Origin of the sequence: Romboutsia lituseburensis DSM 797 (assembly GCF_900103615.1) — a bacterium.
Lineage (GTDB): Bacteria > Bacillota > Clostridia > Peptostreptococcales > Peptostreptococcaceae > Romboutsia_F > Romboutsia_F lituseburensis.
Map to the genome: position 1 here is coordinate 101977 of NZ_FNGW01000005.1, position 26189 is coordinate 128165.

27 protein-coding genes are annotated in these 26189 nt (G+C 29.0%); 3 read left to right on the top strand and 24 right to left on the bottom strand.

Translation table 11 applies throughout. The annotated features are described in order from the left end of the window. Window positions 1-7: 7 nt before the first annotated feature. From fabK to BLP75_RS11105, 7 genes are all read right to left on the bottom strand, one after another. Window positions 8-937, bottom strand: coding sequence for an enoyl-[acyl-carrier-protein] reductase FabK (gene fabK / locus BLP75_RS11075; protein WP_092726087.1), 930 nt, complete (start codon window positions 935-937; stop codon window positions 8-10). After that, complete coding sequence (locus BLP75_RS11080; RefSeq protein ID WP_092726089.1) at window positions 930-1934, bottom strand: beta-ketoacyl-ACP synthase III; 1005 nt, start codon at window positions 1932-1934, stop codon at window positions 930-932. The genes fabK and BLP75_RS11080 overlap by 8 nt, the downstream gene beginning before the upstream one ends. 29 nt (window positions 1935-1963) lie before the next feature. Further along, on the bottom strand, window positions 1964-2977 hold the full coding sequence (plsX, locus tag BLP75_RS11085; protein ID WP_092726091.1) for a phosphate acyltransferase PlsX: 1014 nt from the start codon (window positions 2975-2977) through the stop codon (window positions 1964-1966). An 11-nt stretch (window positions 2978-2988) separates the two neighbouring features. Continuing rightward, entirely contained in the window at window positions 2989-3546 is a 558-nt protein-coding gene (fapR, locus tag BLP75_RS11090; protein ID WP_092726093.1) for a transcription factor FapR, read from the bottom strand. A gap of 383 nt (window positions 3547-3929) precedes the next feature. Further along, window positions 3930-4106 carry a 50S ribosomal protein L32 gene (gene rpmF / locus BLP75_RS11095; RefSeq protein ID WP_092726095.1) on the bottom strand — a complete coding sequence of 59 codons (177 nt, stop codon included), beginning with the start codon at window positions 4104-4106 and terminating at the stop codon, window positions 3930-3932. Between the two features lie 13 nt (window positions 4107-4119). Next, the gene (locus tag BLP75_RS11100) at window positions 4120-4647 is read right to left on the bottom strand and encodes a YceD family protein (RefSeq protein ID WP_092726097.1); all 528 of its coding nucleotides are present in this window, start codon (window positions 4645-4647) and stop codon (window positions 4120-4122) included. 168 nt (window positions 4648-4815) lie between these two features. Further along, the gene (locus BLP75_RS11105) at window positions 4816-6012 is read right to left on the bottom strand and encodes an acetate/propionate family kinase (RefSeq protein WP_092726098.1); all 1197 of its coding nucleotides are present in this window, start codon (window positions 6010-6012) and stop codon (window positions 4816-4818) included. A 390-nt stretch (window positions 6013-6402) separates the two neighbouring features. On the opposite strand from BLP75_RS11105, the gene BLP75_RS11110 reads away from it, so the two are divergent. Then, window positions 6403-7680: a nucleotidyltransferase gene (locus BLP75_RS11110; protein WP_092726099.1), complete on the top strand. Its 1278-nt coding sequence runs from the start codon at window positions 6403-6405 to the stop codon at window positions 7678-7680. A gap of 38 nt (window positions 7681-7718) precedes the next feature. Here the strand turns inward: BLP75_RS11110 and BLP75_RS11115 are convergent, their stop codons facing one another. The 6 genes from BLP75_RS11115 to BLP75_RS11140 form a co-directional block, all read right to left on the bottom strand. Beyond that, window positions 7719-9110 (bottom strand): FAD-binding oxidoreductase, encoded by a 1392-nt coding sequence (locus BLP75_RS11115; protein WP_092726101.1) that lies wholly within the window; start codon window positions 9108-9110, stop codon window positions 7719-7721. A gap of 13 nt (window positions 9111-9123) precedes the next feature. Continuing rightward, entirely contained in the window at window positions 9124-10335 is a 1212-nt protein-coding gene (locus tag BLP75_RS11120) for an electron transfer flavoprotein subunit alpha (protein ID WP_092726102.1), read from the bottom strand. 12 nt (window positions 10336-10347) lie between these two features. Beyond that, window positions 10348-11136: an electron transfer flavoprotein subunit beta/FixA family protein gene (locus BLP75_RS11125; RefSeq protein WP_092726103.1), complete on the bottom strand. Its 789-nt coding sequence runs from the start codon at window positions 11134-11136 to the stop codon at window positions 10348-10350. A gap of 16 nt (window positions 11137-11152) precedes the next feature. Then, window positions 11153-12427, bottom strand: a complete 1275-nt coding sequence (gene larA / locus BLP75_RS11130) for a nickel-dependent lactate racemase (protein ID WP_092726105.1) — start codon at window positions 12425-12427, stop codon at window positions 11153-11155. A 22-nt stretch (window positions 12428-12449) separates the two neighbouring features. Then, the gene (locus BLP75_RS11135; protein ID WP_092726106.1) at window positions 12450-14006 is read right to left on the bottom strand and encodes an L-lactate permease; all 1557 of its coding nucleotides are present in this window, start codon (window positions 14004-14006) and stop codon (window positions 12450-12452) included. Between the two features lie 116 nt (window positions 14007-14122). Continuing rightward, window positions 14123-14848 carry a FadR/GntR family transcriptional regulator gene (locus BLP75_RS11140; RefSeq protein ID WP_092726108.1) on the bottom strand — a complete coding sequence of 242 codons (726 nt, stop codon included), beginning with the start codon at window positions 14846-14848 and terminating at the stop codon, window positions 14123-14125. Window positions 14849-14975: 127 nt separating this feature from the next. On the opposite strand from BLP75_RS11140, the gene ylbJ reads away from it, so the two are divergent. Further along, window positions 14976-16181: a sporulation integral membrane protein YlbJ gene (gene ylbJ, locus BLP75_RS11145; RefSeq protein ID WP_092726109.1), complete on the top strand. Its 1206-nt coding sequence runs from the start codon at window positions 14976-14978 to the stop codon at window positions 16179-16181. 52 nt (window positions 16182-16233) lie between these two features. On the opposite strand, the gene BLP75_RS11150 is transcribed toward ylbJ, so the two are convergent. From BLP75_RS11150 to BLP75_RS11175, 6 genes are all read right to left on the bottom strand, one after another. After that, window positions 16234-16758, bottom strand: coding sequence for a hypothetical protein (locus BLP75_RS11150; RefSeq protein ID WP_092726110.1), 525 nt, complete (start codon window positions 16756-16758; stop codon window positions 16234-16236). 3 nt (window positions 16759-16761) lie between these two features. After that, window positions 16762-17259, bottom strand: coding sequence for a pantetheine-phosphate adenylyltransferase (gene coaD / locus BLP75_RS11155; protein WP_092726112.1), 498 nt, complete (start codon window positions 17257-17259; stop codon window positions 16762-16764). 20 nt (window positions 17260-17279) lie between these two features. Continuing rightward, window positions 17280-17828: a 16S rRNA (guanine(966)-N(2))-methyltransferase RsmD gene (gene rsmD / locus BLP75_RS11160; RefSeq protein ID WP_092726113.1), complete on the bottom strand. Its 549-nt coding sequence runs from the start codon at window positions 17826-17828 to the stop codon at window positions 17280-17282. Between the two features lie 40 nt (window positions 17829-17868). Beyond that, the gene (gene recG / locus BLP75_RS11165) at window positions 17869-19929 is read right to left on the bottom strand and encodes an ATP-dependent DNA helicase RecG (RefSeq protein WP_092726114.1); all 2061 of its coding nucleotides are present in this window, start codon (window positions 19927-19929) and stop codon (window positions 17869-17871) included. A gap of 110 nt (window positions 19930-20039) precedes the next feature. Then, entirely contained in the window at window positions 20040-21665 is a 1626-nt protein-coding gene (locus BLP75_RS11170; RefSeq protein ID WP_092726116.1) for a DAK2 domain-containing protein, read from the bottom strand. A 14-nt stretch (window positions 21666-21679) separates the two neighbouring features. Continuing rightward, on the bottom strand, window positions 21680-22030 hold the full coding sequence (locus BLP75_RS11175) for an Asp23/Gls24 family envelope stress response protein (protein ID WP_092726117.1): 351 nt from the start codon (window positions 22028-22030) through the stop codon (window positions 21680-21682). Between the two features lie 480 nt (window positions 22031-22510). Between BLP75_RS11175 and rpmB the strand changes: the two genes are divergently transcribed. Next, window positions 22511-22699: a 50S ribosomal protein L28 gene (gene rpmB / locus BLP75_RS11180; protein WP_092726118.1), complete on the top strand. Its 189-nt coding sequence runs from the start codon at window positions 22511-22513 to the stop codon at window positions 22697-22699. A gap of 236 nt (window positions 22700-22935) precedes the next feature. Here the strand turns inward: rpmB and BLP75_RS11185 are convergent, their stop codons facing one another. From BLP75_RS11185 to rsgA, 5 genes are all read right to left on the bottom strand, one after another. Then, a complete protein-coding gene (locus BLP75_RS11185) occupies window positions 22936-23085 on the bottom strand; it encodes a 2-oxoglutarate translocator (protein ID WP_092726120.1) in 150 nt (49 codons plus the stop codon). A 130-nt stretch (window positions 23086-23215) separates the two neighbouring features. Beyond that, window positions 23216-23740: a flavodoxin domain-containing protein gene (locus BLP75_RS11190; RefSeq protein WP_092726121.1), complete on the bottom strand. Its 525-nt coding sequence runs from the start codon at window positions 23738-23740 to the stop codon at window positions 23216-23218. 119 nt (window positions 23741-23859) lie between these two features. After that, window positions 23860-24501, bottom strand: coding sequence for a thiamine diphosphokinase (locus tag BLP75_RS11195; RefSeq protein WP_092726123.1), 642 nt, complete (start codon window positions 24499-24501; stop codon window positions 23860-23862). Window positions 24502-24509: 8 nt separating this feature from the next. Then, window positions 24510-25166 carry a ribulose-phosphate 3-epimerase gene (gene rpe, locus BLP75_RS11200; RefSeq protein WP_092726124.1) on the bottom strand — a complete coding sequence of 219 codons (657 nt, stop codon included), beginning with the start codon at window positions 25164-25166 and terminating at the stop codon, window positions 24510-24512. 2 nt (window positions 25167-25168) lie between these two features. Further along, window positions 25169-26050 (bottom strand): ribosome small subunit-dependent GTPase A, encoded by an 882-nt coding sequence (rsgA, locus tag BLP75_RS11205; RefSeq protein WP_092726126.1) that lies wholly within the window; start codon window positions 26048-26050, stop codon window positions 25169-25171. Window positions 26051-26189 lie beyond the last annotated feature (139 nt).

Here is a 26189-nt window from a genome sequence, read left to right on the forward strand (position 1 = left end):
TCCTACTTTATAACTCAATGTTTGGCATTATATTTTTAGCTTGTTTAACCATCTCTTCTATAATTTCTTTACATGGCTTTACATCTTTTATTATTGAAGCTATTTGCCCTGCCATAAAAGATCCATTTTTAAGGTCGCCTTCTTTTGTTGCTAGCCTTAAAGATCCAATTCCTTTTTTATCTATTTCAACTGGATCTGCACCTTCTTTTTCCATGCTTAATATATCTTTAGCTAGTTTATTTTTTAAAGCTCTAACAGGGTGACCAGTGGTTCTTCCTGTAACAATAGCATCTCTATCTTTTGATTTTAATACCATATTTTTATAATTTTCATGTACATTGCATTCAGTGCTGCATATAAATCTGGTACCTATTTGAACTCCATTTGCTCCTAATGCAAAAGCTGCTACAATCCCTCTACCATCAGCTATACCTCCTGCAGCTATTACAGGTATATCTACGTTATCTGCAACTTGTGGAGTAAGAACCATAGTAGTTAATTCGCCTATATGACCACCTGCTTCTGTACCTTCAACTATAACTGCATCTGCTCCTAGTTTTTCCATTCTCTGTGCTAAAGCAATACTTGGAACTACAGGTATAACTTTTGTGTTAACTTCCTTTAGCCTATCCATATATTTAGCTGGATTTCCGGCTCCAGTTGTTATTACAGGTATTCTTTCTTCTATTATTAAATCTATTATATCGTCTACGAATGGAGATAATAACATTACATTTACACCAAATGGCTTATCTGTAAGAGTTCTACATTTACGTATTTCTTCTTTTATAATTTCTTTCGGTGCATTTCCACCTGCAATTAACCCTAATCCACCTGCATTTGATACTGCACTCGCAAGATTGGCATCTGCTACCCATGCCATTCCACCTTGAATTATAGGATATTTTATATTCAATATTTCACAAACTTTATTCATTGTTACCTCCTTGTATACTCCAATTTATTACTGAAGATCCCCAAGTTAATCCACCACCAAAACCTACTAATACTACATTGTCTCCTTTGTGTATCTTTCCTTTTCTAAAAGCTTCATCAAGTGCTACTGGGATAGATGCTGCTGACATATTTCCATATTTATCAAGATTTACATAGACTTTATCCATGTTTAATTTTAATCTTTTAGCTGAAGCTTCTATTATTCTGATGTTCGCCTGATGTGGGATTAGGTAATCTATAGAGTCTGTGTTTAAATCAGCCATTTCTAATGCCTTTAATGATGCTTCGCTCATTATTCTAACTGCAAATTTATATACATCATTTCCAGCCATTTTTATAGTGTGTAATCTATTTTCAACAGTCTCTTTACTAGCTGGAAGTTTAGAACCTCCGGCTGGTATATTTAGAAAGTCTTTACCTTTACCATCTGAACCTAAGTATGTAGATAAAATTCCACCTTCTAAAACCTCACCTATTACAACTGCTCCAGCTCCATCTCCAAATAATATAGCAGTAGTTCTATCTTCATAGTCTAAAACCTTAGAAAGAGTTTCAGCGCCTATTACTAATACTTTTTTATACGTTTTATTCTCAACAAATTGTTTAGCTATAGTCATAGCATATATAAACCCTGAACATGCTACAGATATATCAAATGCTGCTGCATTTATTGCACCTATATTTTCTTGTACTAAACATGCTGTTGATGGAAATACCATATCTGGAGTTGCTGTTGCTACAATTATTAAATCTATATCTTGAGGTTTTAAATTTGCACACTTAATAGCATTCAATGCTGCTTTTGTAGATAAATCAGATGTTGTTTCATCTTTATTGACCATTCTTCTTTCACTTATTCCAGTTCTAGTTTTTATCCACTCGTCGCTTGTGTCCATTATTTTTTCAAAGTAAAAATTATCTATAACTTGTTCGGGTACAAAACTTCCTACCCCTAATATACCAGCTTTATTGTTCATGTATTTTAAACCTCCAAAACGAGTCTTTCCTACTCTTTCTCTTCACTACTTTCCATAGTTTTTATAAATTCTTTTATATCTTCTACAACATTTCCTTGTGCAAATTTAATACCTTGATTTACAGCATTTTTTATAGCTCTTGAATCAGAACTACCATGAGCTTTTATAACCCCACCATTAACTCCTAAAAGTGGTGCTCCTCCATATTCAGCATAATCCATAAAGCTTTTTAATTTTTTTAAATCGTCTTTTAAAAGCATTGCACCTATCTTGCCTTTAGTGCTTGATAAGAAAGTTTCTTTTAATAGACCCATAACTGACATAGCTACACCTTCAGTTGATTTTAATAATATATTTCCAGTAAAGCCATCACATACAATAATATCTGTATATGCATTGATAACATCTCTCGCTTCTACATTTCCTATAAAGTTTACATCGATATTTTTTAATTCCTCATAAGATTTTTTTACTAAGTCGTTACCTTTACCTTCTTCTATTCCAACATTAGCTAAAGCTATCTTTGGACTATTTAGTCCTAAAACTTTTTTTGCATATATATTACTCATACCAGCAAATTCTACTAGATTTTTAGGTTTACAATCTGCATTTGCTCCTCCGTCAGCTATAAGCGTCATTCCTTTTTTAGCATTTGGTATTGCAGGACATAAGCAAGGTCTATCTATTCCCTTTATTCTTCCTACTACGAATAATCCTCCAGCTAACAGTGCGCCTGTGTTTCCTGCTGATATAACAGCATCTGCCTTGCCTTCTTTAACAAGTCTTAATGCGACTACCATAGATGAATCTTTTTTAGATCTAATAGCTTTTACTGGTTTGTCTTCATTTTCTATAATTTCGGTAGTATGAACTATTTCTAATTTGCTTTTATCAAACTCATAATTTGCAAATTCTTTTTCTAATATATCTTTATCTCCTGTGATTATTAAATCAACATTATATTCTTTTATTGCTTTTACTGCGCCCTCTACATTAGACTTTGGTGCATTATCTCCACCCATACCATCAATTACTATCTTCATAACTTTTCCTCCTAATCTAATTCCTCAAAGATAAATTTCCCTCTAAAAATTTGTTCTTGTGCTTTATTATTAACTACAACTTTTACATAGTGCTTTTTATCAGCTTTTTTATAAATTTCAGCCTTTGCTATAAGCCTATCTCTTTGTTCTATTAATTTCAAGCATTTTACATTTGCAAATCTCATAATTACCTTTGGTGCATCTATTATCGCCATAGCTAATGAGTCTGCTAGAGAAAATATATAAGTATCCTTTAAAGTATTAGTCTTAGAGTAAAGCATATCCTCTGTAATTTCTAACATAGATATTCCTAACTGCCCCACCGATAAGTCAATTATTTCTCCTGTAATTTCCTTAATTCCTAATGTTTTAACTTTAGAACTTTCTGTTTCTGCTATTGACTTAACTCTTTCTCTTAATTCGGGTATATTTAAACTCATTCTGTCTAGTCTAATTGTTTGAATGCTTACTTCAAATAAACTAGCTAGTTCTTCATCTGTATAGAAAGGATCAGCCTGTAGCATCTCTACTAATTCTTTTTGTCTTTGGGCTTTACTTTTCTTTTTCATATTACCTCCAAGTTTTTATAGCTGTAATTAGTACCAGCTACTAATAGTAGTATATAATATCCTAATAAATTTAGCAACACTTTTATGATTATTTTTTATTACCAGGTACTAATTTTTTTAAATATATTAGTATTGCAACGTTTTCTAAAACTATACTTTAGATTTAACTAAACTTAGCTTTACCTAATTAATCCCTAAATAATCTACGCTTATATATTTTCAACACTGTATTTAGTACCTTTTTAAATAATACTAACTATAATAGTAACTTAGCATTTACTTACGCATATTTTAATAATTTATTATATTTATTTTAATTAACCATTATATTTTATTTTAAACAAAAAAAACATGTAGAGTAATCTACATGTTTTTAGAAGTTACTAGTTAGAAGCAACTTCTTTACCTTTATAATATCCACAATCTGGACATACTCTATGTGGTAATTTTGGCTCATGACATTGTGGGCAACTTACGAATCCAGTTGCTACCATCTTTGAGTTAGCTGCTCTTCTCATTTTAGTTTTTGATTTAGATGTTTTACGCTTTGGTACTGCCATTTACGCCACCTCCTTAGTCGTTTTTAAATATATCTTTTAATTTAGCAAAACGGGGATCTATAATCTCCTCGTCGTTCGCGATTTCATTGCAAGAACAAGCTTCCTTATTTAAGTTTGCTCCACACCCTGGACAAAGACCTTTACAATCCTCATCACAAAGTACTCTTGCTGGTAATTTGAAGTCTAATGTTTGCTCTATTATCTGAATAAGATCTATATCTTGTCCATCATATATAAATGCATCATCATCTTCAAAACTGTCTTCGTCAAAGTCTTCTTTAACTAAAAAACCTTGTATCGAGTATTCTATTGGTACTTCTACCTCTTCTAAGCATCTTGAACAATTATCAAGAACTGTAAATTCTACATCTGCGTCTAAGTAGAAACCACTTTTAGTAGTTGAGATTTTACCGTCTATACTTATTGGAGAAGCTAATTCATAACTTGTATCACAATAATTAATAGTATCAACTTTTTGACAAAAATTCAAGTCTATTTTGTCAGTTTCTCTTCTAATTAACTTATCTAAACTGATTTTCATTAAATTCACCTCAATACATTACCAATTTATTATACAAATTTGGCTACTGTTTGTCAAGTATTTTTACTTGATAGATATTTTTGGCATAAAATCAATTATTTATATAAAATTTAAACAAAGTTTAAGGTAGGTTTTACCCTACCTTAAATCTATTATAACCATTTATAATTATTTTACTAAAGATAAAGTATCTCTAGCTATCATTAATTCTTCATTAGTTGGTATTAATAATATCTTAACTTTAGAATCTTCAGTAGATATTACTCTTTCTTTTCCTCTAACTTTGTTAGCTTCTTTGTCCATAGTCATTCCTAAGAAGTCCATGTTTTCACATATAGCTTCTCTTATTTCTATACCATTTTCACCAACACCAGCAGTAAATACTATAGCATCTGCTCCATTCATTTCTGCTATATAAGATCCTATATATTTCTTAACCTTTTGAACGTATGCATCTAAAGCAACTTGAGCTTTCTCGTCACCTTTTTCAGCAGCTCCTTCTATATCTCTGAAGTCACTTGATATTCCAGTCATTCCGTATACACCAGACTTCTTGTTCATTAAGTCAGATAATGCTTTAGCATCTAATCCTTCTTTTTCCATTAAGAATGGTAATATAGCAGCATCTATATCTCCACATCTAGTACCCATTATTAATCCTTCTAATGGAGTGAATCCCATAGATGTATCTACACACTTACCACCATCAACTGCAGCTATAGAAGCTCCGTTTCCTAAGTGACAAGTTACAACTTTAACGTCTTCTACATTCTTTCCTAACATAGCAGCAGCTCTTTGAGATACATACTTATGAGAAGTTCCGTGGAATCCGTATCTTCTTACACCGTATTTAGTGTATAATTCATGAGGTAAACCATATAAGTATGATTTTTTAGGCATTGTTTGATGGAAAGCAGTATCGAATACTCCTACCATTGGTACACCTGGAAGTATAGCTTCACAAGCTTCTATTCCCATTATGTTAGCTGGGTTATGAAGTGGTGCTAATTCAACACATTCTTGTAATGCAGCTTTAACTTCGTCAGTTATTAAAACTGAACCTGCGAACTTTTCTCCACCGTGAACTACTCTGTGTCCTACAGCTTCAACTTCACTTATTTCTTTAACTCCACCAAACTTAGCATCAACAACAGCGTCTAATACTAACTTTATAGCATCTTGATGGTTGTTCATTGGTTGTTCTATAACTAATTTACCTTCAACACCATCTTTTTCTTGCTTAAGTATAGAACCTTCTATACCTATTCTTTCAACTAATCCTATACATAAAACTTCTTCATTTGACATATCTATTAATTGATATTTTAATGAAGAACTACCACAGTTTAATACTAATATTTTCATTAGTATACCTCCTTAAAATTTTATGAATAATATGTAAAAAGCCTAAATGGCTAATCTTTACAATGTATATTATTTTTATATTGTATACAGTAAACATCTTTCGACATAAAATAATATACCACTTTTTTCTCCAAAAGTACAGTATTTAATACATTTATTTGAATTTATTGTTCAATTATATTCAATTAGAGAAAAATACTTACTTAAATACAATATATTTTGCTTAACATAGATTATTTTTATCTTTTTGTTATAATATTATAATATAATTATTTAAATTTATTATTTATATTTTCTTAAAATAATATAGAACGTATTTTTGCTTACAATTAGATTTCTATTTATTTTTAAGAAATCCTCTATTTCAAATAAAACTAAAGGAGAAAATTTATGAATATACTTGGCTTAATAGTTGAATATAATCCTTTTCATAATGGTCATCTATATCATTTAACTAAATCTAAAGAAATAACAGGTGCAACTCATACCATAGCTATAATGAGCGGTAATTTTTTGCAAAGAGGTGAACCTGCTTTATTCGACAAATACACACGAGCTGAAATGGCTGTAAAAAATGGTGTGGACTTAGTTGTAGAGCTTCCAACTATGTTTGCATGTCAAAGTGCAGAACTTTTTGCTCAAGGCGCTATAACTACTCTTAACTCATTGAATTGTATAAATTCTATATGCTTTGGTAGTGAAGAAGGCGATGTCGAAATACTTTATTCTATTTCTAAAATACTAGTAAATGAACCAGATGAATTTAAAGAAATTTTTAAAAATTACTTAGATGAAGGTATGCTTTATCCTACAGCTCGTAGTTTAGCATTATTTGACTATATTAATAACTATAACTCATTAAATATTTCAAAAGAAAAACTTTTGTCAATTTTAAATTCCTCTAATAATATTTTAGGACTAGAGTATATAAAATGTCTACTTAAATTAAAAAGTAATATAAAACCTTTTACTATTTCTAGAGTTTCAGCTTCATATAATTCTGAGGAAATAAAAAATGATATATGCTCTGCTACTGCTATTAGAAAATCACTAAAAGAAAATAATAATTTATTACTTCTAAAAAATGTAGTTCCTTATAATACCTACGAGACTTTAAATAGTAAATTAGATAATAATTTTTCACCTATGTTTGATGATAAATATTTTGAAATTTTAAGATCTATAATACTTAGAGATAGTAATATTTTGAATACTTACTTTGATGTAAACGAAGGTATCGAAAACAAAATTTATCAGAATGTTTTCACATCATCGTGCCTTAATGATTTACACATTTCTGTAAAATCAAAAAGATATACTCTTACTAAAATCAAAAGAACTTTTAACAATATCTTACTAGGAATAACAAAAAATGATATGAGTTCAGTAAAAAACATATCTCAAATGCCTTATGTAAGAATACTAGCTTTTAATGACAACGGAAGAGAAATAATAAAAACTATAAAAAACAGTTCTGATATAAATATTATTAATAAGTTTTCTAAAACATCATTTTCAATGGATGATACAGTATTTAAAACCTTAATCAATTATGATATTAAAGCAAGTAATATGTACAATTTAATATATTATAAAAACAACAAAGAGTTATTAAAAGGTCCTATGGACTACTATAAATCTCCAACTTATATAAGAACTACAAAATAGAGTGCATGATTTAATTGCACTCTATTTTTTTATTTATATTAATATATTTTTCCTGGATTTAATATATTTTTAGGGTCAAATGCCACTTTTATATTTTTTATTAAATTCATATAAGGTTCATTTTGAGATTCATGTAAATATTCTTTCTTTGCATATCCAATTCCATGTTCACCTGAGACTTGACCTCTAAGTTCTCTGGATTTTTTATACATACAATCAAAACTCTGTTTTAATTTCAATTCCCAAGTTTCAGCATCCATTTCATCTCTTAATGTATAAACATGAAGATTCCCATCGCCTGCGTGCCCAAAACTTTTTATTCTAACATTTAATTCTTTTTGAAGATCATGAGTATATCTTATAAATTCTGCTACTTTATCTCTAGGAACTACAACATCACACTCATCTATTTCTGTTGTTGATGCTTTTATAGCCTCTAAGAATGCTCCCCTAGCTGACCATATAGATTCATTTCTTTCTTGTGTATCTGATATAAATACATCATATGCATCATTATCTAAACAAAGATGGGCTACATTTTCATACTCTTTTTCTATTTCTTCTTTGCTGTTTCCATCAAATTTTAATAAAAGATATGCATCTGATGTATTATCAGGGAATTTTTTACCTAAAAATTCTTCTGCTGCAAGTATTACATCTCTTTCCATAAACTCTATAGCTGTTGGTATTGATTTTGATTTTATTATTTTAGGCACAGTTTCTATAGCTTGTGTTAAGTTAGGGAATGGAACTAATAAACTAATATCTTTTTTAGGTAAAGGTAATAATTTAAGTATTGCTTTTGTTACTATTCCTAATGTTCCCTCTGAACCTACTATTAAGTCCTTTATACTATATCCAGAACTATTTTTAACTACTTTCCCACCTACATTTATTATTTCACCGGTAGGAAGTACTACCTCTAAACCTCTTACATAATCTCTTGTAACTCCATATTTTACAGCTCTCATACCACCGGCATTTGTATTTATATTTCCAGCTATTGTAGCACTTTTTTCACCTGGATCTGGTGGATAAAATAAATCTTTTTCTTGGACATATTGGCCTATAGTCATTAACAATACACCTGGCTCAACTGTAAGAGTTAAGTTTTCTTCATCTAATTCTAATATTTTATTCATTTTACTTAAATTGAGCATTATACCGCCATTAATAGCTACAGCAGCTCCGACTAATCCAGTTCCTTGTCCTCTTGGTGTTACTGGTATATTTTTTTCATATGAATACTTCATTATTTCAGATACTTGTTCTGTACTATTTGCATAAACTAAAACTTCAGGATATTTTTCTACTCCTCCTAATTCATCATGAGAAAAATCTTCGCTTATATCTTCCCCAACGATAACTTCCTCTTTTCCACAAACTTTTATTAAAAAATCTATATCATTTTTATCAATTTTTTTATACATCTATATTCTCCCCCTATTCTTCTACTGTAAATGCCATCTCTAATTGATTTTGTTCTATTTTTTCAATAATTTTTGGAACTATTTCATAAACATCACCTACTAAAGATACATGAGCAACATCAAATATAGGAGCTTTTTCATCTTGGTTTATTGCTACTATATAATCAGACCCTTGCATACCAGCTACAAACTGAACTGCACCAGATACACCACAAGTTATAATTAATTTAGGTTTAACTGTTCTTCCGCTAAGACCTATTTGTTTTTTTGCATCTATCCATCCAGATTCTATCAATGGTCTTGTTCCTGCCACTTGAGCATCTAAAACATCTGCTAGTTTGTATATCATATCCATATCTTCTTGTTTCTTTATTGCCCTACTAGCTACTATTATAACTTCTGCATCTTCAAGCCCTACTTCTCGTGTCTTAGGTTTAGTACTTAAAACATTTATATTTGATATTAGCTCTTTTTTATCAACATTACATAAAGTAACTTTACCTTTTGGATCTTCAACTTCTTGAGGTGCTGAGAATATTTTATATCTTACTGTTGCAAATTGAGGTCTATTATTCGGTGTATGTATGTGAGCCATTATATTACCGCCAAATGCCGGTCTTATTTGATCTAGGTCAGTATTTTCTTGTATATCTAATATAGTACAATCTGCTGTAAGTCCTGTTTTAAATCTAGCAGCAAGTCTAGGAGCTAAAGATCTTCCTAGAGTTGTTCCTCCAACTAGCATTATCGTTGGTTTTATATTATTTATAAAGTTTTCTACAGCTTTAGTATATGGCTCGATTCTAAAGTTTTTAAATTCTTCACTGTCATAGACAAATACCTCATCAACTCCATAAGACAATAATTTATCACATTTATCTTTTATATTACTTCCTATAAATACACAGTATACAGGATGATTTATTTTGGCTGCCATTTCACGTGCTTTACCTATTAGTTCATAAGTTACAGGATGTATATCTCCCTCATGATGGTCTACATAAACAGTTATGCCTCTCCATTCATCTTTGTTTATTTCTACCCTTTGATCTTCTTCAAATTCAAATACTCCTTCTGGGCCTTTCTTTACACACAACTTACACATCTTACATCCAGAATTTATTTCTAGTTTATTATCAACTATTTCTAAAGCATTGAACGGACATATTTTTACTATTTCTTCAATATTTTTTACTTTTTCATGATTTATAATTATTTTAGCCATATTTATCCCCCCTTAAATTAACTTTAATTCTTTCATTTTTCCAACTAAAATATCTGTAACCTCTTCTGCACTACCTTTTAAAACCTCTTTTTCATTGTTTGATGTAGGAGGGAAGATTCTTAAAACTTGAGTTGGAGAACCATTTAATCCATAATTTTTTTCATCTTTATCTTCAAAATCATTTAAACTATACATTGGTATTTCTTTATCTTTAGTTTTTAGTCCTAATTTAAATGAAGGAAGTCTAGGTTGGAATATTCCTTTTTCTACAGTCATTAAACATGGAAACTCGATTTCACATACTTCTAGTGTATTTGGCATATCCACTTCTACTACTATACTTTTTTCTTTTACCTCTACTATCTTAGTTACATTTGTAACATGTGGAATATTCAAAAATTCAGCTATCTCTGGACCAACTTGAGCAGTATCTCCATCAGTTGTTTGTTTTCCACAAATTATTAAATCGGGATTCCCAGTCTTTTTTATGCCTTGAGATAGTGTATATGATGTAGCTAAAACATCTGCTCCTGCAAATTTTCTATCACTTAATATAGCACCTTCATCAACACCCATCATAAAGCTTTCTTCTATAATTTGTTTCGCTTGCGGAGGACCCATAGTTATAACTTTTAAAGTCGCACCTTTTTCTTGTTTTATTCTAAGAGCAGTTTCTAGTGCATACAAATCATATGGATTCATTTTAGAATCTATACCATCTCTTTTTAGAACCCCTGTTACTTCATCTACTTCTACTTCGCTAGTTCCTGGAACTTGCTTTATACATGTTAAAATCTCCATTACATTTCCCCCTTATCTACTTTACGATTACAGATACTCCATCTGGAATAACTACAACTTTTGCATCTTCACCTTTTATCTCAAATGCCATATCTAAAGCTTCTTTAAAGTTATATGCATGCTTCATATGCATTTTTTTTATCAAATTAGGATCACATTTATCTGTAACCATTATTACTGTGTGTTTTTCTAATATTCTAGCTAATATCTGAAACTCCCATTGATCTGGTACTGTTTCACTTCTAGGTACTTTCCTTACCTTATCTAATACCTCTTTAGGAGACTTAGAATTTGCTATGTTGTCGTAAAATGATTGACCTCCATGCCCATCATTACATGCTGCAATCATTATTATTACTCCATTATCTTTACATGTAGCTTCTGCTGCTGTCATTCCCTTAACTGCTTGATATACATTTTGATCTAATGGATAACCTCCATTTGTACTTACAACAATATCTGCTTTATTCGAATCTATCTTTGATAAATTTGTTACAAATTCACAACCTTCGCTATGAGCTTTTTCAACATCTCCAGAAAAACATTCTATAATATTTTTGTCTTGATCTATTACTACGTTCACTATAAACGCTAATTTAGCAGTTTTAGCTGCGTAAACCATATCTTCATGAATAGGGTTTTTGCTTAATAATCCAGTTCTTGCATTTTTGCTATCTATAAAATCACTGCAGTGATTGTACATTATTGTCTTAGCTGATGCTATTCCAGGTAATACACTTTTTCTTCCTCCTGAAAAACCAGCAAAGAAATGAGGTTCTATAAAGCCTTCAGCAATTAACAAGTCCGCCTCATAAGCAAGTTTATTTAAATAGAAATCACCTCCAGACGGTAATACGCCTGCTTTTATCATTTGACTATCATCTGTAGATATATGCATGATTATTTCTTCATTTTCTACTATTTCTTCACCCATTTTGTAAATTAATTCTTCTCTTGTACTAGGTCTATGAAAACCTGTTGCTATTAATATTTTTATTTTAATATTTGGATTTGCTTCTCTTAATCTTCTCAATATTATAGGTAATGTTACTCTACTAGGTACAGGTCTTGTATGGTCACTAGTTATTATTACAACATTATTTTTATCTTTTGCTAGTTCTTCTAGTTTTTTTGAACCTATAGGATTATCCATTGATTTTTCTACTATTGTATTTTGATCTAAATTTGCTTTATATTGATGTGCTTTTGATTGTAATATGTCTAAAAAATTCTTATCCGGTATATCAATACTCATACCATTTTTAGAATAAGGAACTTGAAATTTAGTCATTTTGTCACCCCCATTATTTTATTTATATTCCTACAAAATTCCCACCTAGATAGACTACTATCCCTAGTATGATTACATACACTAAACAAAACTTAATTGTAGAGCTAAATATTTTACCTTCCTTACCTATTAAACCTGTAGCAGATGTTGCTATTGCTATACTTTGAGGAGAAATCATCTTTCCTGCAGTTGCACCAGCTGTATTAGCCGCTGCTATCCAATACGGATTTATTCCTAGTGATTTTGCTGCTTCTGATTGTAATCCTCCAAATAGTATATTTGCTGAAGTATCACTTCCTGTTACAAAAGTTCCTATAGCGCCTAAAAGTGGTGCTATTATAGGATATAAAGTTCCTGTTATGGCACATAACCCAAAAGATATTGAGCTTGTCATAGTGCTATATGACATTATTTTTGATATTGCAACTATTGATGTTATAGTTATAAATGATTTAGTTAATTGCTTTAATGTTTTTATGAATACATCTACCATAGTTGATATTTTAATTTTTTGAACTAATCCAGCTATAAATGTGGCTATAATTATCATCATACCTGGAGTATTTATCCAAGTAAAATGTATTGGTTTTGCGCCTTCTCCACTGTATATTTGAATATTGCTACTAAACTTAGCCAAAAACTCATTAACAAACGGAAATAAAGGACTTGCAATTAAAATTAACACACATAGTAATATGTACGGAAGCCAAGCTAGTACACCTTGTTTAAGTGAAATTTTTGATTGAACAATTACTTCACTATCTGAGTCATGTTGGATAATTTCATTTTTATTTTTCTTATTCATAAATTTAGCTATTAATATTGTTGTCAACATGCTACATAAACTACCTACTAGCGCTGGTAGCTCCGCTCCTAAATATTTAGCTATAAATATCTGAGGTATTGCAAATGAAACTCCTGACACTAATGTTATCCAAAATACTCCTTTTATAGCTTTAAAACTTTTTTTAGTTAAGATTACTAATGCAAATGGTATTATGATTATGAATGGTGCTAATTGAATTGATATGAGATAACTTAAATTCATAACATCTAATCCTGTCACTGTTGCTAATGTGGTTACTGGTATACCAATTGCTCCAAATGCTGTCGGAACTGTATTTGCTATAAGACAAATTATAGCTGCAAATACAGGATTAAACCCTATTGATGCTAATATACTAGCAGGTATTGCTACTGCAGTTCCATACCCTGCTACTGCTTCTAAAAAACCTCCAAAACCCCATGCCAGTATTAGTACTTGTATTCTTTCATCTGTAGTTATACTTGAAAGCATATTTTTCATAGTATCCATACTTTTTGTTTCAACAGCTAAATTATAAGTAAATAATGCAGCTACTATTACTAAAAGTATAGGCCAAATAGCAATTGCTATTCCTTCAACAGATGCTGTTATAGCATCCATAAAAGACATCTTCCAAAATATAACCGCTATAACAAATGTCAAAATAGCAGTAAAAAAACAAGTCTTATGAGCTGGCAACTTTAATGCTCCTAAAGATACAATTAACCATATTATAGGTACTATGGCTATAAAGAATAAGATATATTCATTCATCAAGTTTCATCCCCTTTTTAATTTTTATTATGTAACTTGAATGATGGTATGTGGTATTACCACTTATATCTTAATGGTAGTCAAAGTATAATACTATTTCAACCATTGTTTGAAAATTAACAATTTTCTGTATTGTTCATTTCCTCATAACTCTTTCTTATTATGTCCATGTGCTCTTTCATTTTATTATACGCTTCATCTGGATTTTTGCAACTTATTGCCTCATATATTGCATCATGCTTATCAACTAGTACCTCTTTAGTCCAGGAAGTTGCTATTATTTTTTCTCTTGCATCTTTTATGAATCCTTCAAACAGCTTTGAAGATGTCACAAATAAACTTTCAATTAAATAATTTTTACTCATTGATACTAATTTTTTGTGAAATTTTTGATCTAATCGTACAATTTCTTTTTTGTTGCTACTTTGTTGTGTTTCTTTTTTCATTTCGTCAACAATAGCTTTAAGTTCTCTGCAATCCTCCTCTGTAGATTTTATAGCTGCAATTTTAACTGTTTGAAGCTCTAACATTTCTCTAAGCTCTAATACATTTTGCCATGTGCCATCATTTAACTTAAATATCATAGAAAGAGGCTCTATTAAAGATTTTTCTATATTTGTACAGATAAAATTACCTTCACCTTGTCTACTTTCTACAACTCCCATAGTTTCTAATACCCTTAATGCTTCTCTTATAGATGTTCTACTTACCCTCATACGATCAGATAATTCTCTTTCTGATGGTAGCTTGTCTCCTTTTTTAAGTTCACCAATTAAGATACTTTCTTGTATCTGTTCTATAACTTGTTCATATACTTTTTTGCTAGAAATACTATTAAACATAAATACATCCCCCTTAAATCACACATTGTTGTCTATATATATTATATATCTTAAATGCTTTTATTCATATATATTTTAAAAACTTAATATAATTATTCTATACTATATTTTTTGTTAGGTGGTAAATATGAAAAAAAGTACACTATTTATGTTTTTTATGCCAGTATTAATTGTTCTTGTTTTAATATTCGGAATAATAATTTTTCCAAATGAATCTATACAATCAGCTAAAGAAGGATTATCTATTTGGACTACCGTTTTAATACCTTCTTTACTTCCATTTGTTATAGGCGCTAATTTAATAGTTGATTTAAAAATAGTAGATATAATAGGTTTTATAATAAATCCTATTACTAGGCTAATTTTTAATGTATCTGGTAAAAGTGCTTTAGTCTTTGTAATTTCTACTGTATCAGGGTACCCTGTAGGAGCTAAACTTGCGTCCGAATTAAGGACTAACTCTCAGATTTCAAGATCAGAAGCTCAAAGATTAGTATCATTTTGTTCTACTTCTGGACCTTTGTTTATAATAGGTGCAGTTGCTACGGGTATGTTTCAAAATTCTGATTTAGGTTACTTAATGATTTCATGTCATTATTTAGGAGCAATTTCAGTTGGTTTATTTTTTAGAAATTATGGAAATGAAAAAATACCTAAGTCACCTCATTCATTAAGATCTAATATTCAAAATGTAATAAATACTAGATATTCAAATGGCCAAGGTTTTTTTGTTTTATTTGGAAATGCTGTATTTAATGGAGTTAATACATTACTGATGGTTGGAGGATTTGTTATTGTTTTTTCTGTGGTATTTAAAATTTTATATTTATTTAATATAGTTTCTCTAATTTCATATATAATTTATATACCTTTATCTTTCTTTGGAGTTACAAAAGAGCTTTGTTTTGCTTTTATAAGTGGTTTATTTGAAATGACTATAGGATGTAATAAAGTAGCTGCTGTAGTTTCTACACCAGAAGTTTTAAGAGCTATTTTAGCTAGCTTTTTAATAGGCTTTAGTGGTTTATCTATACTTGCTCAATGTTGTAACTTTTTAGCAAAAACTGATATAGATATAAAATTATATATTTTTAGTAAACTATTGCATGGTACATTAGCTGGGTTATTCACATTTTTATTGTACCCAGTATTTAAATCAACTTCTATTGTGTCTAATTTCAATACTGTATATAATGTATTTTATAATAATTCTGTCTGGAATTTTTATCTAAGTAACTATAAATTAATACTTCCAATTTTTATAATTATTTACATATTAGCTTCATTAATTATACTAGAAAGAACAAGTAATAAAATAAAAAATGCTTCTTAAACGATATAAAAATAACCTCTAAATTGATTTAGAGGTTATTTTTTATAAGTTACTATCTATCTGGTTGCAATTCTTTTCTATCCCTAGATATATCTTCTAACATATTCTTTAAGTTATATTCTAAGTTAACCAATACATTATCAGCATAATCTATTGATCCTAATCTAATTTCATTTGCAACTCTTTCTGCTCTTGAAATTATTGCACTTGCTTGCTCTTCTGCTTTTGCTACAGGTTCACTTGCTTCTACATAAGCTTTTACAACTTCTTCAGAATTCTTTTTTAACTCTTCTATATTACTATTATATTCTTCTCTTACTTTTTCTGACTCTTTATTAGCTTGCGCTATTATTTCTGCTGCCTCTTGTTTTGCATCACTTATAATTTTATGTCTTTCTTTATTTATCCAAGTAGCTTGCTTTACCTCTTCTGGTATTAAAGCCTTTATTTCATTTATTATTCCTAAAACTTCATTTTTATCAATCCCAGACTTATGAGAAAAAGGTATTGAAGAAGCATTATTTATAATACTTTCTAACTCTTCAAATAACTCTATCATTTCTAAGTTTGCATACATTGCTTATTTCCCCCTATTTGCTTTTCTTTTTAACTCATCTAAAACCACTTTTGGCACTAAATTTTTTATATCTGCATCAAAATTTAAAACTTCTTTAATTAATGACGAACTTATAAATGAATATTTTGTTGCCGTAGGTAATATTATTGTTTCTATATTAGGATTTAACTCTTTATTCATATGAGCCATCTGTAGTTCATACTCTATATCTGCTCCACTTCTAATACCTCTAACTAGTGTATCTATTCCATTTTCTTGACAGTAATTTACTAAAAGTCCATTAAAGCTAACTACTTTAATATTATCTAAGTTACTTGTACACTTTTTTATTAAATCTACTCTTTCCTCAAATGTAAACATCCCTTTTTTATTCGGGTTGTAAAGTACTCCTATTTGCAACTCATCAAATATACGTGCTGATCTGCAAATTATGTCTAAGTGACCATTTGTTATCGGGTCAAAGCTACCTGCAAATATAGCTTTTCTTATCTTTTTTTCCATACTACAGCTAAGCCTCCAATTTATAGTTTATAAAATGTAAGAGTTGTATTTCCATATTTTTTAGACTTAGATTTTTCCAATCTTCCTATATTTTCTGGAAAATCATCTTTACTATCATGCTCTATTACTATTATCCCATCTTCATCTAATAAATCTGCATTGTCTATTTTTTCTAATGCGTTGATAAACATATCTTTATAATATGGAGGGTCCATAAATATAACATCAAATTTACTATTTTGAGTTTCTAATCTACTGATAGCATCTTTAAAGTCTAAGTTTAAAACTACACTTTCATTTTCCACTCTAGCCTTTTTTATATTTGATTTTACTAATGCTATGCTTTCTTTGCTTACATCTACAAAAACACATTTTTTAGCTCCTCTTGATAAACATTCTATCCCTAAAGATCCAGTTCCTGCAAAAAGATCTAACACAGTGCTTTCCATTATGTACTGATTTATTACATTAAATAAAGACTCCTTAACTCTATCAGTTGTAGGTCTTACATCATCATTTTTAGGAGTATTTAATTTTAATCCTCTAACTTTTCCTGATATTACTCTCAATGTTATTTCACCTCATTGTATATTTTAACATAATTTTAAATTAATTTAACGAAATTTCTTTTATAGAATGTTCAAATTTATTCATTATTTCTTTTTTAATTAATTGATTCTCATAATTTTGTAATTTCCTATCTTCACTTACTATATATCTGGCTTCTTGTTGAGCTAATTTTAATATTTTCATATGTTTAAATATATTAGCTACCTTAAGCTCTGGTAAGCCATGCTGTCTTGTCCCAAAAAATTCACCTGGACCTCTTATCTCTAAATCTTTTTCAGATATTTTAAAACCATCATTAGTTTCTTCCATAATTGACATTCTTTGCTTGCATACTTCAGATTTTGAAGCATATATCAGTATACAATATGATTTATGACTCCCTCTACCTACACGCCCTCTTAATTGGTGTAATTGAGCCAATCCAAATCTTTCTGCATTTTCAATTATCATAAGAGTAGCATTAGGGACGTTCACTCCAACTTCTATTACTGTTGTAGATACTAGTATATCTATTTCTCTATTTTTAAAACTCTTCATAATTAAATCTTTTTCACTTGGTTTCATTTTTCCATGTAAAAGACCCACTTTTAGGTCACTAAAATATTCTAATTTTAATTCCTCTACTAAATCTACAGCAGCCTTAGCTTCTATTGCTTCACTTTCTTCTACTAAAGGGCATACTATATACACTTGTCTTCCTTTTTCTACTTCTTTTCTTACTAAAGAATTATATGCTCTATCTCTTTTTGACTTATCTATAGCAATTGTTTCTATAGGTTGTCTACCTGGAGGTAGTTCATCAATTATAGATATATCTAAATCTCCATATAATATAAGAGCTAGCGTTCTTGGTATTGGTGTTGCTGTCATTACTAGTATATCGGGATTTTCTCCCTTTTCAGATAATTTACTTCTTTGCCTAACTCCAAATCTATGTTGCTCATCAGTGATTACTAAACCTAAATTATTAAATTCAACTTTATCTTCTATCAAAGCATGTGTTCCTATTAAAATATCAACTTCTTTATTTTTAGTTTTTTCTAGTACAGATTCTTTTTGTTTTTTAGTTAAACTACCTACCAATAACTCAATATTAATTCCAAAAGGTTTTAATGTTTCCGTCAATGATATATAATGTTGCTCTGCTAATATTTCAGTTGGTGCCATTAAAGCACCTTGAAATCCATTAAATACACAGTGTGCTAAGGATAGTAGTGCCACTACAGTCTTTCCTGAACCAACATCACCCTGTACTAATCTATTCATAGCTTTATTACACTGCATATCTTCAATTATTTCATTTAATGCCCTATTTTGAGCTTTTGTCAATTTAAATGGCAATGAAGTTAATACATCATCTAGTTTTTTATTTTCTTCAAATTTTATACCATCTGACTCCTCAACTCCATTTTTAAATAAAAACAAGCCTAATTGAAGTATTAAAAACTCTTCAAATACTATTCTATATAAAGCTATTTTTAGAGATTCCTTACTAATTGGATTGTGCAAATTTCTTATCGCATAATCTATACTACATAATTTATATTTATCAATTATATGTTTAGGCATATATTCTTTAATTACTAAACTTTCATCACTTAAAACATTTTTTATTATACCTATGATATCCTTATTACTTACACCATATGTCAAAGGATATATAGGCATTATTTTACAAGTATTTTTAGGACTATTGGTTAAATATTCTACTTCACAGGAACTTATCTCTATCTTTTTAAATTCTTTTTTAACTTTTCCAAAAACTAAAATAGTATCACCTGGTTTAAATGCATTTTTTACATATTGTTGATTAAAAAATACTAATTTTGCATACCCAGTTTCATCTCTAACATCAACTTTAGTTATACTTAATCCTTTTCTTGGACTTGATGTACTGACTCCAACTATAACAACTTTTATTGTAGCTTTCTCTTCATTTTCTAATTGTATTATTTTTTTCAAGTTATTTCTATCTTCAAACTGTCTAGGAAAATAATACAATAAATCTTTTAATGTAAATATATTTAATTTATTAAGCTTCTCAGCTCTTTTAGGACCTATTCCTTTTACATACTGTATATCTTTATTTAAATCTAACATTTTTATCACCTATTACGTAAAAATCCTGTATAACCCCCTAAAAATAGTGCGATTATACAGGACCTTTAAGTTATATTATATAACAAACAGTTGTATAAATTTTATTGATATTATTCTACTGATATTAAGTAATAATAAAGAGGTTGACCTCCATAGTATAACTCTACATCTATATCTTCAAATTTCTCTTCTAACTCATCACGAAGATTGTTTGCTTCTTCTTCACTTACATCTTCTCCATAGAATAAAGTTATTATAGCACTATCTTCATCAACTAATTTTTCAACAAGTTGTGAAGTCACTTTATCCACTGAGTCTCCTGCTCCCAATAAATTACCTTCTGCTATTCCTATTATATTGCCTTCTTTAACTTCTATATCATTCATAACTGTATCTCTAACAGCATATGTTACTTGACCTGATTTTACTAATCCTAAAGATTGCATCATTGCTTCTTCATTTTCTTGTACTGTAGCATCACCATTGAAGTTTACTAAAGCAGTAAATCCTTGAGGTGTATTTTTTGTAGGTATAACTATTATATTCTTTTCACTTAATTCTTTAGCTTGATTAGCAGCCATTATTATATTGCTGTTGTTAGGGAATATAAATATATTTTTAGCATGAATATGCTCTATAGCATTCATAAAATCCTCTGTGCTTGGATTCATTGTTTGTCCACCTTCTATTATATGGTCAACTCCAAAATCTTTAAATATTTTAGCAAGACCTTCACCCATAGATGTAGCTATAAATCCAAATTCTTTTTCCTCTACTGAAGATGCTGTTTCATCTTGAGCTTCAAGAACTAAGTTTTCATGCTGAACTCTCATATTTTCTATCTTTATAGTTACTAATTGACCATGTTTTAGTGCATCTTGTAACACTAATCCTGGATCATTAGTATGTACATGGACTTTTATTACACCTTCATCTCCAACTACAGCTAAACTATCTCCATATTTCATCATTATATCTCTTATCTCAGTATCACTTATAGAGTTACTTTCTAATATAAATTCTGTACAATATCCGAACTTAATATCATCTGGATTTATTTGATTATTTGATATTTCTATTGTAGATACATTTGATGCTGATGAATCTTGTACTTGTATAGAATTCCCTCTTAATGAGCTTAACATTCCTTCATATATTAAAACTAGCCCTTTTCCTCCTGAATCTACAACGCCAGCTTCTTTTAATGCTTTTAGAAGATTTGGCGTTCTATTTAAAGATTCATTTGCTTCTTTTATAACAAGTTCTAAGAACTTTATTAAATCTTTTTCTTTTTTGCAAGCTTGTACTGCATATTCTCCACTTTCTCTTACAACAGTTAATATTGTTCCTTCTATTGGTTTTATAACAGCTTTATACGCAGTATCTGAACCATTTTTAAATGCCTTAGCTAATTCTTCTGTTGATAAATTTTCTTTACCTTCTATTGCTTTTGCAAATCCTCTAATTATTTGTGATAATATAACCCCAGAGTTTCCTCTTGCACCCATTAAAGATCCTTTAGAAAGTGCCTTACCTATATTTGTTATATCGTCTCCCTCTACTTTAGATAATTCTTTCATAGCATAAGATATAGTAAGAGACATGTTTGTTCCTGTATCTCCATCTGGCACTGGGAACACATTTAACTTGTCTACTAAATCCTTATTATTTTGAAGGTTGTTTGCACCTGATACAAACATATCCCTTAACTGTTTTCCGTCTATATACTGAATCATTTTTTTCCTCCTAATTACTTAACTCTAATTCCTTGTACATTAATATCTATTTTACTAACCTTTATAGCCGTCATGTTCTCAACTGTATATTTTACTCTATCAATGATATTATTTGCAACTGTTGATATATTTGTTCCGTACTGTAATATTACATATAATTCTATTGCTATAGTGTTATCTTCTAGTTCTTCTACTAAAACTCCTTTAAAGCCATTCTCGCCTTTTAATAATTCTACTATACCCTTAGATTTGTATGCTAAGCCTACTAATCCATAACTTTCCATAGCCGATCTATATGCTATTTGAGATATCACTTGTTTATCTATTTCTATGCTTCCATATTGATTGTTTATTTTTGCACTCATGGTTGACCCCCTTAAGTTCTTTTTTTATTATTTTTATTTTGCTCAGAAAAAGCTTAAAACTTTCTATTTTTTATGATATATAAGATATTATATAGGTATTTTTAGTATAATTGTATATAATTTCAAATATATTATCTAAAAATTTCTATAATATGAAAATAAAAATTTTCATATTACTTTTTTTATATTATATAAATTTATATATACTATAATACTATAAATATGATATAATTTAAACCTACCCAAAATTGTTTTAACAAATATTATTGTATTTTGGGTTATTAGAAAAAGAAATTATTAGTATTTCTTTTTTTAATATTTACTTTATACAAAATTATATATATAATTCTATATGATAACAAGATATTTCTCAATATGTGTAAAGCAAATATATATTTCTATTGCACGTTTTCAATATTTATGTTAATATAAATATGTTTTTAGTCTTTAAATAGTTATCATTTTAAGGAGGTGTACTAAATGGCAAAGGTATGTAGCGTATGTGGTAAAGGTAAGGTTTCTGGAAACCAAGTATCACACTCAAATAGACATAGCAGAAGAACGTGGTCAGCAAACTTAAGAAGTGTTAGAGCAATAATAGATGGTGCTCCTAAGAGAGTTAAAGTTTGTACTAGATGTTTACGTTCTGGTAAAATAGAAAGAGCTTAATTGCTTTTTTAAAGCCTACTTGGAAAGTAGGCTTTTATTTTTGTTATATTATTTATTTATTTTTTATTAGGTCTCATAAAACGTAATACTATATTTGACATCCACTTAGGTAATTTTATTGTTACCATTTTCATAAATTATCCCCCCATGATTATTTTTATTTTAACTCTACTTATAAAGTATATTTTTCTAGATATAAAAAAATTATTCCTATCTTATAAATTTATAATTATGACTTAATATAAGAAAAATAATACCCCACATCCAATAAGAACAAAAGCTGTAAGTGCTGTCCATATCCAATTAGGTAATATCATAGATAAAATAACTGCACTACCAGTTGCTAAACATAAAACCCCTAATAGGCCTTTTGAATTATTCCTCATTAAAAACACCTCCTAGTGTGCTTTTATTAATCTATTGTTTAAATTCTATATTTTAAATTTATGCAAAATAATATATATTTAGACCTGTCCTACTTTTTTTTAATAAAAAAAGATGCATTGACTGCACCTTTTATATATTTTCCACTAACGATATAATTGATTTTTTATCGCACAAATCTATTTCTTTTTCAAATCCTTCTAATACTATTTTATCATCATCAGTTAAATCTCTGATACTTTTTCTATCAATACTAGATTTTAAGCCTTTCATAAGAAATTTATCGATTAAATTTAATTTTGAATAATCAAAAGCTCCTTTAAAATTAAAAACTTTAATATTTTCTAATTGCTCTTTATTAAAGTTATTCTCTATTAATTTGTTAAAATTATCTTCTTTTGAATCTAACCCTACTGTAAATACTATAAGTTTTTTATCCTTTATACGTTCATAATTTTTATTTATAAATTTTATTCCATTTATTTTACCAACATATATTCCTCCACCATATATTATAGTATTATATGTTTCTAAATCTTTTCCCCTAATATCATTTATTTCATATAAATCTGCATCTAACCTTAATGCTATCCATCCTGCATATCGTTTTGAACTTCCATATTTAGACTTATAAATTACTGCAATTTTATTTTTCATAGTATCCCCCTTTATTTTTTATTATATAGCTACAATAATACATATACTTTTTCTACACTTGCTTCTCCTCTATTATTTATGCTATTTTAAAATAAATAAAAGATAGCTTCCGCTACCTTTTATTTATTCTTTATTACAAGTAAACTACCTTCATCTACTTTTATTTTACATTTATTTTCTATCATCACATTTGAAATACCAAGAGGTAAATAAAATTTCATGTTATAGTTTTCAAGTGGATATTCTAAATTACTAAGAGTAACATATTTTGCATCTCCATTAATAGGTATCACTGAAATAACATCGCCTTTTTTCCCATAAATTTCAATTTCTTCATTATCAACTATATAAATTTCTTCATTATCAGAAATGATCCTAGGTATTATACCTTGCATTTTTACATAATATAATAAATTTATATTAGCAATCATATGATCAATTCTTCCACCTAATGCCCCTAAAAAATCTATGTTAGTTGCATTCAACTTTTGGGCTAAATATATACATAATTCTGTATCTGTTTCATTTTTTTTAGCAGGAAATTTTTCAAACTTAACATCTGAATTTTTGTAATAAATCCTAACCTCTTCTTTAACAGAATCTAAATCTCCTATTATAAAATTAGGTTTTATTTTCATATTATAAGTATGATTTGCCCCACCATCAGCACATATTATATAATCATAATTTTCTTTTAAGATATGATTTTTTAATTTATTGTAATTACTTATTTCTCCATTTAATACAATACATACTTTCATAATTATACCTATATATTTGCATTTTTTCTAAATAGCTGTACAGTTTCACTTATGTTATTACTGTTAAATATAGCTGATCCTGCAACTATAACATTTGCACCAGCTTCAACTACCTTATTTACATTTTCTGGTTTTATACCACCATCAACTTGTATATCTACATTCAGATTTTGATCATCTATTATACCCTTTAATTCTTTTATTTTAGGTATCATACCTTCTATAAATGATTGGCCACCAAACCCTGGATTCACAGTCATTATAAGTACCATATCTACATCACTTAATACATGTTTTATAGTTTCAATAGGTGTAGCTGGATTTAATGCAACTCCTGCCTTTATTCCATGTGATTTTATATTTTGTATCGTTCTATGTAAATGTATACATGCTTCCTGATGAACCACTATTAAGTCACATCCTGCATCTACAAAATCTTTTATATATTGATCCGGATTTTCTATCATAAGATGTGCATCAAATACCATATTAACATCTTTTCTTAAAGATTTAACTAACGAAGGACCTAATGTTATATTTGGTACAAAGTGTCCATCCATCACATCTATATGTAAATATTCACAACCTGCCTCTTCTACTTTCTTTACATCTTCTAATAATCTTGCAAAATCAGCTGATAATATCGATGGTGCTAATTTAATCATTTTTAATATCTCCTTTTCCCTTGTCTAATTTCATTTAGTAGCTGTATGTAGCTATCATATCTTTTCTTAGATATTTTTCCTCTTTCTACAGCTTCCTTAACAGCACAACTAGGTTCTTTTTCATGTATACATCTTGATCCAAATCTACAATCATCAAATTCATCAAATTCTATAAAGAATTCTTTAAGTTCAGTTTCAGAAATGTCATCAAGTGTCAATGAGCTAAATCCTGGTGTATCTGCTACCATACCCCCGCATTCTAATTTTAGAAGCTCTGCATGCCTAGTTGTATGTTTCCCTCTTTTTATTTTATCACTAACTTCACCAGTTTGTAGCTTAAAGTTTTTATCTATTTCATTTAATAAACTTGATTTACCTACTCCTGATGGACCGGCAAATACAACTACATTCCCAGCTAATTCATCTTTAACCTTGTCTATATTTAATTTAGTTTTATTACTTACAGGTATAACTTTATATCCGCTAAGTTCATATGTTGATTTTACTTCATCTAAAATATTCTCATCATCTAAGTCAGCCTTAGTAAGTATTATAACAATTTCTAACCCTTCTTTTTCTGCTAATACTATAAATCTATCTAATAGGGATAAATTCGGCTTAGGATTCTTTATAGCAAATACTATTAAAGCTTTATTAACATTTGCTATAGGTGGTCTCACAAGCTCTGTGTCCCTTTTATTTATCTCTTCAATAACCCCTTTTTTATTTTCTTCGTCAACTACACTTATAGCTACTCTATCTCCAACTAAAGGTGTTACTTTTTGTTTTCTAAATATACCTCTCGCTCTGCATTCATAAAGACCAACTTGTGTATCTACGTAATAAAATCCCCCTATTCCTTTTATTATTTGTCCATTTAACATTTATTGCCTCCTCTAATTTTTACTCATATATCTATTGTATCCTATTTTACTATAATATCATAATAAGTTTATAATTAATCATAATTATAATAAATTTATGATTAATCGTAAAAAAAGCCTAACTATTTAGTTAGACTTC